Raw genomic sequence first — 12024 nt, 5'->3', positions numbered from 1 at the left:
ATCTCCCTTTGCAGATTAAGTATTCGCTGCCTTCAGCTTTGCCCGCTTGCGCAGAGGCACGACAATAGCTGCAGCGAGCAGCAGTATCGAGATAACGATCAACGTTGCGCTGATGGGCCGCTCGAAAAAGATCGTAAAATCACCTCGAGACATGGCTAGGGTCCGGCGTAGCTCGCTTTCAGCAATAGGCCCGAGCACAAGGCCGAGAATGATCGAAACCAGGGGGAATTTGAGCTTTTCCAATAGAAAGCCTAGAACGCCAAACCCTAGCATCAGCCATACATCAAACATTGAGTTGCGCACTGAATAAGTGCCGATGATGCAGCACATGACGATGATAGGCCCCAAGGCCGAGTACGGTATGTTCAACAGTCTGGTGAACAAGGCGATGAACGGCTTCGAGAACAGGAGTATCATGAAATTGACGATGAACAGACCAGCAAACACCGCATAGACCAGATCGCTGCTGTTCAGCATGAACATGGGCCCTGGCTGCAGGCCATGCATGATGAACGCACCGAGAATGATAGCGGTCGTCCCGCTTCCGGGAATGCCGAGGGCGAACAGTGGTACCAAGGCCCCCATTGCGGCGGCATTGTTCGCCGCTTCGGGGGCAGCGATGCCTTCCGGTGCTCCTTTCCCGAATTGCTCAGGGGTCTTGGACCAGCGGACCGCCTCGCTGTAACTGACCATGGCAGCCGTACTGGCGCCGATACCGGGCAAGATCCCGATGACGACCCCCAGTAGTGAGGACCGAGACAGGGTAACGCCAATCTTGCGCAAAATAGGCATGTCGAAGATCTTGATGGAGACCTTCTTCAGCGGCTGATGGGTTTCCTCGCCCAAGGCGCGCTTCATGACTTCCGATATGGCAAACAGCCCAACGATGACGGGAATCAACCCCACCCCTTCGGCAAGCTCCAGACTTCCAAAAGTATAACGACTGGTGCCTGTCAGTGGATCAAAACCAATGGTGGCGATAAACAGGCCGAGGCACGCCCCAATGAGGCCATAGATCAATCGCCCACCCAAAGAAGCCACTACCGTGAGGCCCAGGACGGCTAAAGCAAAGTACTCGGGAGACGAGAACTTGAGTGCGAACGATGCAAGCACCGGCGTAAATATGATCAGGGCAATGGTCCCCACCAACCCACCAATGGCCGAGCTCAAGACTCCGATACCCAAGGCTTTACCGGCTTGCCCCTGCTGCGTCATGGGGTAGCCGTCAAACGCTGTCATTACGGCTTCCGGTGTACCCGGCGCTCGGTAAAGGATGGCGGTAATCAAGCCTGAAAAAACGGTAGAGCCATAAATGGCCGTCAGTAGCATGAACGCGGCGGTGGGGTCCATGCCGTAGGTGACCGGAAGCAGGATCACCACAAGGATAACCCCACTAATGCCCGGCAAGGCCCCGCCAATGAAGCCGATGAAGACAGCAGAGGTCAAAAGAAGAAAATTCATGGGCTGGAAAACCACTGCCAACCCGTTCAGGAAACTGTCGAGCATGTTCAACTCCTAGGTCAGGGCAGGGGAATTCCCAAAAGATACGAGAACACGCCTTGGATAAGCACGACTGCAACGACGATGGTTGCGAGGATCGCGCCCCAGTGGCGGGCACCCAATAACACGGTGCAGAAAAAGGTAAAGACGATGGTAGCCAGGAGAAAACCGATGCCCTGCATCAACACGGTGTAGGCAACAGTACCTAGCATCAGCCACCAATGACGAGTCGCTGCCAGGGAATGAGCTAATGTATCTGCCTTGCCATCGGCTTCTTCAGACGGACTCTCTTCTTCCTCGTCAATTTTTGGGTGCCTGCTTCGCCAGGTCGTCAGCAGCAGAAAACTACCCAGTCCCAACAGAGCTATCAGCAAGCACAATGGCCATAAGCGCGGGCCGATGAATGTCGAAACCTCCTCTGCGCTGGGGAGCTGGAGGGTGGGTATGAGTGCCACGATAGCAAGCAGTATTATCGCGGCAGAGAAAGTCATTACCTTAGCTTGCATGGTCGGACCCGATGATAATGTGCCGATCAAGTGACACGAAGATTGATGGCTAAGGGACCAGGTTGACGATGCTTGACCAACCTGGTCTCAGGCTAAAGGTTAATTAACCTCATTACTCTTCGAGCAGGCGCTTGTAGAGTTCTAGATTCTTCTCCAACTGCTGGCGATAGTCTTCACTCCCCAGCCAACCTTCACGGTAATGCAGGTTCACTCGCTCTTCGTATTCCTGATAGGCATCGGAATCGTAAACCTCTTTCAAAGACGATTCGATTTTAGCCAAGACCGCTTCGGGGGTATCAGCGTTGACGAATACGCCACGCTCGTTGCCGTCAGTCAGGTCCCAGCCATGTTCAACGGTCGTCGGAATATCAGGAAAGTTGCCCAGACGCTCCTCAGCAAAGACCAGGATGGGCATCATCTCGCCTGATTCCATATAACTCAGGGTCGAACTGATTTCACCGAACATGCCATCGATGTTTCCGCCCATCACATTGGCTGAAACGCTACCCTCTTCATCGTAGGGAATGAAGTTGATATCCAGATCCGAAGCGTCCCTGAACGACAGGAATGCCATGCGGTCGGGACTGGCCGCGTGAGTACCACCGATAATGACCTCCCCCGGGTTCTCTTCGGCATGCTTCCGGAAAGATTCGAAGTCGGGGTATTTCTCAGGGTCGACGATCAAGGTCATCACATCGGACTGCATGCGAGCAACTGGTGTGAGTTCGTCCAGTCCCGTCGGGTTCTGACCTGCGGCCAGAGACGTCACCAGGGTCGAGGAAGCGAAGTCGAGAGTATGACCGTCCGGTTCGCTATTGGCCGTGCGCTGGTGCGCAATGGCACCTGAGGCCGAGGGCAGATTAACGACGGTTATACGAGTATCCAATACCTCTTCCAACATTGGCTTCACAGTGCGAGCAAAGTTATCGGTGCCTCCGCCTGCTCCGGCTGCTACCAGGAATTGAAGAGGCTTGGTTGGATAGTTCTCGGTCGTGTCACTTGCGATCGTTACTGATGCATACCCTACAAGTGCCAAACCGAGAGAACCTGCCGCTAAGAGCGATTGTTTAACTAACATGGCATTCTCCAAAAGATTTTGTTATTTAGTGTCGCTGTAATGCTTAGTGAACGAACAACAGGTTAAGCGTCTCTTAAGTGATGAGTCTCCTTTTTTAGGTTTCTATTTGAGGGTGCCAAGTTCTCAAAGAACATGGCATCTTGCTCAAGACGAAGCCGAAGCATATGCGAATCCGGCAACGAAACATCATCAAGCGTAATAGGCTGACCCGCACTAATCGGGCGAACAATTTCAGCGCCAGGCAGCAAATAAAACGGGACAGGAGAAGATGCAGATAATGGAGCAGCATCGTGAACTTCAGGCTTCAGACCTTCGATATGCCGATGATGGCCTTTCATTTCGAGCGCCTGCCCACTAACGAAGTCCTGCGTGGCCCGAGCGATAAGGTCGACACGCGGTTTGACCGCTGATCCACCGCCAGAAGGAAGTCCCTTGAGGGCCGCATCAAGCATGGAAATGGGCGCTTCGAGCCCTAGTAGATGGCGCGGAAGGTATACCATCGCACTGTGACCACGGCGGCTAAGCACATGCCCCTTTCCATGTAGTAATTCCCATGTTTCCTGGTCCTCACAGCGCAGGACGACGAAGACACCACCGGCAAAGCTGACTTCATCGGGTCGGCGTAGGCAGTTGAACACTTCCAATCGACCACTGCCCTGCAATACCCCCCCAAACTCTCGATGATCAAGTAGGGTCGGGACTTCATGAGTGCGTAGCACCATGGCATGAAAAGCAGGACAGTCGGGGATCAGTCCGGTGGCGTTGGCGACGTTGGTCATCTCACAGAGATCCGGCACCGAAATCTGTGGAATCGCCGATAGCGCCTTGCTGCGTGCCGTAACGGTGGTTGCCTCCTGGTTTTCTGGCAGGGCCCACAAGCTTTTCAAATCGGGTGCCGGGTAGCGTTGACCGTTGCACCAGACCGCGCCGTCCTGCTCATCCCAGATAAAATCGTATTCGCTGCTTTTGCCAGCCGCGACAACCTCGAAGCCCAATGTCTGCGCCCACGTAACAAGCCCGATCAACAAACTGGGCTGATCGCCGTCCAACGGGGTAAAAAGCCGCTTGTGGCGTTCGGCCAGGCGAGTGAGATAGGGACCGACAACCGACTCCGTTTCCTTCGTCGCGATACCTACGTGCTTACCGGCCTGGATAGCGAGCTCAGCATGGCGAGCCCCCACATCTGGTATACCAGTTGACTCTACTAAAATATCGAATGGCAGGTGAGTCACGAGTTCAAGACGGCCTGAGGCGATAAAGAGCCCTTTATCCCAGGCTTCAGTTACTTCCGCACTGCTATGGCATACCATTATTTTTTTATCTGGCACGCCTGAAAGCTGGAGGGCGCGGGCGGCCACATCAGCATTAACGTCTACGGCAATACGCACTGACAGTCCTTTCATCTGCCCTGCCTGACGCAATACACCACGCCCAAAGTCGCCGGCACCAGCAACGCATGCCTCAATAACTTTTTCAGAATCAAAGTGCTGTAGAAAATTCATGACTTGAAGATGTCTCCCGGTGCGCCCTCGGTAGGGTCATGGCCACGATGCACTAGGGTACGTGCTAACGAAGCGAGGTCGTTTTAATGCAATGTAGTGGTATACCATTTTTAAGGTCAATGTCGCCGCGATTGAACTTTGGTCGCAATAGCTAAAACAAGTTAAACAACTAATTGTTTTATAAAGAGATTAGTCAATAACAAAAATTGAGTTATATTTGAAAGGGTTTATATGGTATGCCATTATTTCGACAGGAATCTAATTACTGTGGCGATGCTAAATGGAAGAGATAGAGACTACGAACCGTGCAGGACTGGTAGAAAAAGTGGCTGACTACTTGCGCGAACATATTGTCATGGATCATTTCCAACCAGGGCAGCGGCTGCCTGAGCGTACCTTGGCTGACCAACTGAAAGTGTCACGCACCCCCATGCGAGAAGCCCTAAAAACCCTGGCAGCCGAAGGATTAGTCGTCATTTCTCCGCATCGAGGGGCCGTGGTGGCTGATGTCAGCCCGGCAGATATTCAGGAAAAAGCCTACGTCCTGAGCGTTCTTGAACAGGCCGCAGCAGAGCTAGCATGTGTTAAGGCTACTGATGACGACATAGCTGAACTTCAGGCTCTTCACTTTGAAATGAAAGCGGCTTTCCTGCGTCGAGATCGACAGAACTACTTTCGGCTCAACCAAGAAATTCATAACCGGATTGTATCTCTGTCGGGGAACGCCTCACTTGTAGAAATTCATGGCAACCTAAGTCGCCAATTGTACCGAGTGCGTTATCTCTCCAATCAGAAGAATGACAAATGGTCGATTGCGATGGCAGAGCACGAAGCCATCATGGCCGCCATGGAGGCCAGAGATGTAGAGCGCATCGGCCGTGAGTTACGCAACCATCTTGGCAAGACATGGGTAAAATACGCGCATGAAGAAAGTGCTCAGGACGACGACCGGATTGAGCCGCAGTCTAGTACTGAAATAGGTTGATGCCGATTAACTTTTATATTACCCGATGCAGCGCATCGGGTGTTTTGTATTTTAGGGCAAGACACACATCTTCCACCTGAACTACCACTGCATTCTTGAAGGCTAGGTTGTAACCGCATGGTTATATTTAATTCGTTGAGTCATCACGCTCGCCGAAAAACTCTACGACCATTTATCCCCACTAAAAGCCATAGCAAGAAACTTACTAAAATCGACAAAGCCAATGAAAATAAAAATGCTAAGCTTCCGGAAACTACTTCAACGCTTAAGCCCAGCGTAGCACTAAACGCCACCAAGCTGAGCATTCCAAGCTGCGTATTGGCTAACGTAACACGCGCTACTTCAACCCCATATCGCTGATGAAGTGTCAGCGCAATCGTCAACATCCCGATAGGGAAACTCAGCACAATACCCGAGATAGCAGGATCGACATTCACCAATAGAATTGTCGCTAAACATACAACACCTCCCGCTAACACACCGCGAACGAGCAAATCTCCCCAACGTACGGGCGCCGAAACGGCTTTGGAAGAGAGCCCCATTGAATTAACGTAAGTCCGCGCAAATGCTAACATTACGCCAAAAAGCGCCAGTGCAAAGTAAACGCCTCCTGGTAGCTGATCTGCTATTGCGGCTGCAACCATCCAAATGAGTGCAGAGCAAGCAACACTGACAACAGCGCCCCATCGCTTCGCCAGCAGTACGTAGCTAAGACAGAATATCAACGTCGCCAACATAGCATGCAAAGAGCCCAGAGCCGCATCAGCGACGAAGGGGTCGGATTGCTCGCGAATCATGAAAAAGTAGCCTGGGCCCAGCACTATTGGCGTACCTGCCAAAACACCTCCGATCTTGGGGCCCAGGCGCACGGCTGCAATTGATACGCAGACCACCACCAGCGTGGTGGAAAACCACTTTACAAAAATAAGGCTTAGCATAAGTTTATTTTCAGCCCACTACATGACGTCGCCACTGTTAGGCCCAAGCGTCTGCCCTAGGTAAAGATCGCCATCGGGTGAGGCAGCGAGCATAAGCGCCGTGGGCGCCACTTCTTCTGCTGTTCCAAATCGGCCGAGAGGGAGTTCGGCTTCTTTATTGGCCACCCACTCTTTACTAAGCCCTTCTAACATCGGCGTTAGAATAGGGCCTGGGGCGATGGCGTTGGTAAGAATCCCATAGGGGGCTAACTCTCTGGCCATCGACTTAGTCAACCCCAGTAGCCCGGCTTTCGCTGAGCAGTAGTGCGATAAGCCCACGCCTCCCTTGAGTGCTAGCTGGGAGGAAATATTGATGATCCGGCCGCTTTTTTGTTTAACCATCTGCTCAGCAACATAGCGCCCAACCAAGAAAGCACCGCGCAGGTTAATACTAATCATTCGATCAAAAGTCTCAGCAGAAATTTCCAAGAAAGGCGTTTCATCCAGAATACCCGCGCAATTGACCAGTACATCGATAGCTTGGTGCTGGCGTACCACCTCATTAACCATCGACTGAACAGAAGATTCATCAGCGACATCGACACGATGATGCGTTGCACTAGCTCCGAGTAATATTGCTAACTCTTCACATGCGTCACGATTGCGATCAGCCAAGGCAACGGCGGCCCCTTCCGCATGAAAACACTCCGCAATAGCCCGGCCGATACCGCTAGCGCCCCCCACGACAAGCGCCACTTTTCCCTGAAGTTTTTTAGACATAAGGATCACCCAGCTTATTAAATAAAAGAAGCGAGGATATCTCCTCGCTTCATAGGCAGACGATTAGCTCGGCCAACGCACGGTCAAGCCGCCATCGACCACCAGTTGCTGGCCTGTTACGTAGGCTGCATCGTCACTGCTCAGAAAACGCGCAGTACGGGCTGCTTCATCGGCATACCCCACACGCCCCAAGGGGATTGATTTACCGGCTGCCGCTAAGCCGTCTGGCCCCAGCGAATTAACCGGATCCAAAGACTGAGGCGTCTCGATCAATCCAGGAATCAGGGTATTAACACGAATACCGCGAGGGGCCAGTTCAACCGCCAGAGACTTTACTAATCCTACTAAGCCACTTTTGGCTGCCGCATAATGGGCATGGTTATCCCATCCATACACGCCTCCTGCGATAGAGGAAATAGCCACCATAGAGCCCCCTTCCTGCATCAACTTGGAAGCGCTACGGAACACTCTCATTACCCCCGTCAAGTCTACGGATAGCATGTCGTCCCATGCCTGATCGCTAAGCTCCTCTAAGGGTGCCTGGCGCAGAATGCCAGCACCGGCAACAACGATGTGCAGAGCACCAAAAGTGTCGATAGCCGTCTGTGCAAAGTGATCGCATTGATTGGCATCTCTCACATCTAATGCAACCGCCACACACTCTCCGCCAATGGCTTTTACCGCGGAAACCGTTTCCTCTACATCATGGGGATCGTTCGGGTAGTAGCCTGCCACCACCTTAACGCCAGCTTTGGCATAGCTGACGGCAAGGGCTTGACCAATGCCGCTAGCGGCACCTGAGATGATGGCCACCTTGCCTGCCAAACCATCGTCGCGCGCTAATACGCTCATGCCACAGCCTCCTCTATAGGGTCATTTTCGAGGTGATCCACATGGCGCGTACCGAACATCAACAAGCCACTAAGAACCAACGGCAAAGAGCCAGCCAAAATCGCGGCCCAAGTCATTGGCACACCAATTGTCAGAAGTATTGAGACAAGACCCGAACCAGCAATCGCACCTAACGGAGCCATTACGTGAGCCACATTCGTTCCAGTACCACGAAGGTGAGGAGGGAAAGACTCCCCCATATAGAAGAGGATCGCCGCAAAAGGACCAAGCAAGAAAAACAAAGTGATGGCGTACATCATGTAGATAAAGCTGTCATCTGCCGGGCCAAGCAACATAAAGATGCTGGCTATACCACCAAGCAGGAACCCCATCAGCACAGTGTTACGGCGGCCGATACGATCTCCTACTAAGCCATGGCTCAGGTACCCTACAAAGCCAACGGCATTGGCCAGGATCAACACGTAAAGAGAGTTTTCAAAACTAACTCCCTTCGCTTCCACTAGCACTGTCGTACCCAACACTGCGAAGACTTGAATCGCCATCCAACTGAATAACCAGACCAACGATAAAGAGATGGTATGGCAGCGTAATTCAGGCGCAAATACGCCCTTCAGCCCCATGTTACTGCCTGTATCGACCTCAATATCTTGTTCAGCAGCCAGCTTAGCGGCTCCTTCAGCATCTCCAGCCTTTCGCCGACGCTCGACTTCCTTGATCGCAGCGAATATTGGCGACTCAGGTAATTTGATCGCCATGACGATGACAATGATGGAGGCACAGGCCGCCACAAAAAAGCTGCCACGCCAGCCCACCACAGGTAGCAGCAACGACGTCATACCCGCTGCCAAAAGCGCGCCAACTGGCCAGCCGCTCTGAACCAGGCTATACATGAAGCCACGGCCCTTGGCCTTCTTGTAGATCTCATTCAGATAGACGGCATTAACCACCTCCTCAGAAACCGCAAAGCCAGAAAAGGCCCGGATGATCACCATTGAAGCGGCACCGATGGCGACCCCCGACAGGCCAGAGCTAACGGCACCGCCAATCACCAACATGATCAACGTCTTCTTGCGTCCATAGCGGTCAATCAGAAAGCCGACGACCAATGAAACAAGGAATACCCCTATCGTGGCGTAAGTATTAATCGCGGTCGCCTTGGCAGCACTCCAGCCAAAGTCTTCGGCAATCACGGGCAGTAAGGTTCCAAACAGGGTGTAGTCGTAGACCGACGCCACCCAGGCAATGAAACAAACCAGCGAGGCATAGCCGATCTGTTTTTTGGTGATGACAGCATTCCAGGGCTCATCAGCGTGCTGACTTGCCTCGGAAGTTGTAACTGAATTTGGCTCGGCCATCGACTTCACCCTCTTTTCAATTATCGTTTTGTATTATTAACAGTGCTTCTCGACATCAGCTGCGCGGGCTGCGCTTAGCGAAGTCGTCAGCAATCTCATCGAAGGTACAGAAGCGCACGCCCTCATGGCTCTGCATATGTTCAATCAGACGTTCAAGCATTATCAGCACTTGAGGGCGGCCCGACACATCCGGGTGAATGGTCATGGTAAACACCGCATAGTCGTTCTCGCGGTAGACCCAATCAAACTGGTCTTGCCACATTTCACCCAAATGGCGCGGGCTAACAAAACCATGGCTATTAGGGGCTTTTTTGATGAACATCATCGGCGGGAGGTCATCGAGATACCAGTTGGCAGGAATCTCGATCAAATCGGTTTCCTTGCCGCGAACCAGCGGCTTCATCCACTCCTTCGCAGGCTTGGAGTAGTCGATCTTGGTCCAGGAGTCGCCGACGCGCACATAGTAAGGATGAAAATCATTGTGCATTAAGCTGTGGTCATACTTGATGCCACGCTCGAGTAGCAGCTCATTGGTGACCGGGCTGAACTCCCACCACGGTGCCACGTAGCCTGTCGGCCGCTTACCGGATAGTTTGGTAACCAGTTCGATGTTGTAGTCAAGCACGTCCCGCTCTTGCTCACGCGTCATAGCGATAGGGTTTTCGTGGCTATAGCCGTGAACGCCAACCTCGTGACCGGCATCAACCACGGCCTTCATCTGATCCGGAAAGGTCTCAATGCTGTGGCCGGGAATGAACCAGGTCGTTTTCAGGTTGTAGCGCTCAAACAGTTTAAGCAGACGCGGCGCCCCCACTTCACCAGCAAACAAACCGCGGGAAATATCGTCGGGCGAATCCTCACCACCGTAAGACCCCAGCCAGCCAGCGACGGCATCAACGTCAACGCCAAATGCACAGAGAATCTCTTTTTTAGCCATTTTGAACACCTCGTTGTTGGTACTTGATCATGGTGTGCTTGCAGTAGGCGGATGATGGCTATCACCAACCGCCATAAATTGAAGGCTGGACACAAAAGTCATTTCTGTCAATAACACATTGCTGATGTCCAAAATCGCTCAGCAAACCAACTCCAATTGCACCAATAAGGCAAAAAAACGCTAAAAAGCCCTAAAATCGAGCCATAAAATCAATAAATTCATAAATTTTGACTACAAATACCTAGACTGCTTGGTGCAGTACATAGCTGAAGAGGAGATAAAAATAATTTAAATGCCCTCAAATTGAGCATTTTTGGACTAATGAATCCATATTACATTTTAAGAAAAGGCTCCACTGCCCCTTTTGCAAGCATCTAGCGGCCTACAGGACAGCAGGGGCACTGAGGAGGGTGGCTCAAGAAATTTTGAGCAGGTAAGGCGGGAGATCAGGCTCGGGAAAAACGGACAATACCTTTAACCGGCGCCGGGTGCGCTCGGCAGCAGCCTGGAGATGTGCTTGCAAACTTGAAGCGGCAGCATCGAAAGCACCAAACAAGAGATGGTCAAGCACCAGCTGATGCTCCCTCAAAAGAGGCTCATTCGGGGGCACTCCGACCGTCTGAAAAAACATGCGATTGACGATCACCGGCAGTTGGCTCTGGGCAATCATCTCGCAAGCTTTGCGATTTCGGTAGTGACGCAGGCAGCGTTGATGCAAATCTTGCTCAAGGTGTGTGATCGACTCCGCATTCTGCAGTTCGGGATGATCAATCAAGCGCTGGGTGTTTGCTTTCATGGCCTCTAACTCGGCTTTCTCCAGCAGAGGCCCTGAAGCCTTAAGCGCCGCCGGTTCAAGCAGCGCACGAATTTCGAAATCTTCAGCCACTGCCTGGGCAGTAAGAGGCCCCGCCAACCAGTGCGAGTAATTATCTTTTTCTACCAACCTTTGGTTACGAAGGCGTCCCAGCACTTGCCTGGCGACAGTACGACTGACGCCATAATATTCACTAAGCGTCGTCTCAACGATGCGAAAATGACCAAAGGCTAAGCATGTGGCAACAGCCTCTTCCACCTCGGCGTATATGCGGTCAGAAATCGGACGAGCATCGATCTGGGACTTATAATCAGAGGCGAGACCCAACATCTCCGGCGTCAGCGTCTGACGCTCCGGCGTGACCGTTTCGGGCTCGGACGTTGCCAAAAAACCACGCCCCTCAAAGCGACTTATCAACCCCTCTTGATGCAACAGCTCAAGCGCCTTGCGAACTGGCCCGCGGCTAGTTCCATACATTCTCGCCAGCGGCCCCTCAAGCAGCACCAGGCTGGGCGGCAAACGCTGAGACAGAATGGCATCACGTAACGATTCTTGAATCTTGGCATAGCGTGGAGCTTGCCCTTCTTGAACACTATTAGAACTATCGTCAATGGTCAGAACCACATCCTCCACAAACTTATCCTTCCCTAGGGATTACCAAGCCTGCTTACCTATCGCCATCTAAGCAACGGCACATTCAAATTGTTATATTCTAACACTTCCTACCCCGCCTTTTGAGCCGAGCAAAAGCGACAACAACCCACGCATCATCCCCAAAAGACACTCACCCTGATTTTG

Annotated in this window: 11 protein-coding genes; 1 reads left to right on the top strand and 10 read right to left on the bottom strand. The window is 52.3% G+C overall.

Going from position 1 to position 12024, the window contains the following annotated elements:
• Positions 1-15: 15 nt before the first annotated feature.
• The 4 genes from ADS46_RS13625 to ADS46_RS13610 form a co-directional block, all read right to left on the bottom strand.
• Positions 16-1506 carry a tripartite tricarboxylate transporter permease gene (locus ADS46_RS13625; RefSeq protein WP_066320949.1) on the bottom strand — a complete coding sequence of 497 codons (1491 nt, stop codon included), beginning with the start codon at positions 1504-1506 and terminating at the stop codon, positions 16-18.
• Between the two features lie 14 nt (positions 1507-1520).
• A complete protein-coding gene (locus ADS46_RS13620) occupies positions 1521-2006 on the bottom strand; it encodes a tripartite tricarboxylate transporter TctB family protein (protein ID WP_066320948.1) in 486 nt (161 codons plus the stop codon).
• A 112-nt stretch (positions 2007-2118) separates the two neighbouring features.
• A complete protein-coding gene (locus ADS46_RS13615) occupies positions 2119-3084 on the bottom strand; it encodes a tripartite tricarboxylate transporter substrate binding protein (RefSeq protein WP_066320947.1) in 966 nt (321 codons plus the stop codon).
• Between the two features lie 62 nt (positions 3085-3146).
• The gene (locus ADS46_RS13610) at positions 3147-4586 is read right to left on the bottom strand and encodes an NAD(P)H-dependent oxidoreductase (protein ID WP_066320945.1); all 1440 of its coding nucleotides are present in this window, start codon (positions 4584-4586) and stop codon (positions 3147-3149) included.
• Between the two features lie 280 nt (positions 4587-4866).
• Between ADS46_RS13610 and ADS46_RS13605 the strand changes: the two genes are divergently transcribed.
• Positions 4867-5571, top strand: coding sequence for a GntR family transcriptional regulator (locus ADS46_RS13605; protein ID WP_066320944.1), 705 nt, complete (start codon positions 4867-4869; stop codon positions 5569-5571).
• A gap of 143 nt (positions 5572-5714) precedes the next feature.
• Here ADS46_RS13605 and ADS46_RS13600 read toward each other — a convergent pair whose 3' ends face one another.
• The 6 genes from ADS46_RS13600 to ADS46_RS13575 form a co-directional block, all read right to left on the bottom strand.
• Entirely contained in the window at positions 5715-6509 is a 795-nt protein-coding gene (locus ADS46_RS13600; protein ID WP_066320942.1) for a hypothetical protein, read from the bottom strand.
• An 18-nt stretch (positions 6510-6527) separates the two neighbouring features.
• A complete protein-coding gene (locus ADS46_RS13595) occupies positions 6528-7268 on the bottom strand; it encodes an SDR family NAD(P)-dependent oxidoreductase (RefSeq protein ID WP_066320940.1) in 741 nt (246 codons plus the stop codon).
• 63 nt (positions 7269-7331) lie between these two features.
• Positions 7332-8120 (bottom strand): SDR family NAD(P)-dependent oxidoreductase, encoded by a 789-nt coding sequence (locus ADS46_RS13590; protein WP_066320938.1) that lies wholly within the window; start codon positions 8118-8120, stop codon positions 7332-7334.
• Complete coding sequence (locus ADS46_RS13585; protein ID WP_066320936.1) at positions 8117-9475, bottom strand: MFS transporter; 1359 nt, start codon at positions 9473-9475, stop codon at positions 8117-8119. Before ADS46_RS13585 ends, ADS46_RS13590 begins: the two co-directional genes overlap by 4 nt.
• A 55-nt stretch (positions 9476-9530) precedes the next feature.
• Positions 9531-10412 (bottom strand): polysaccharide deacetylase family protein, encoded by an 882-nt coding sequence (locus ADS46_RS13580; protein ID WP_066320934.1) that lies wholly within the window; start codon positions 10410-10412, stop codon positions 9531-9533.
• Positions 10413-10827: 415 nt separating this feature from the next.
• Positions 10828-11850: a GntR family transcriptional regulator gene (locus tag ADS46_RS13575; RefSeq protein ID WP_199825237.1), complete on the bottom strand. Its 1023-nt coding sequence runs from the start codon at positions 11848-11850 to the stop codon at positions 10828-10830.
• Between the last annotated feature and the right edge of the window lie 174 nt (positions 11851-12024).

Source organism: Halomonas sp. G11, from assembly GCF_001663515.1.
Taxonomy (GTDB): Bacteria; Pseudomonadota; Gammaproteobacteria; order Pseudomonadales; family Halomonadaceae; genus Vreelandella.
The sequence above is the reverse complement of the archived record's forward strand: the minus strand, read 5'-3'. Positions and strand labels throughout refer to the sequence as shown.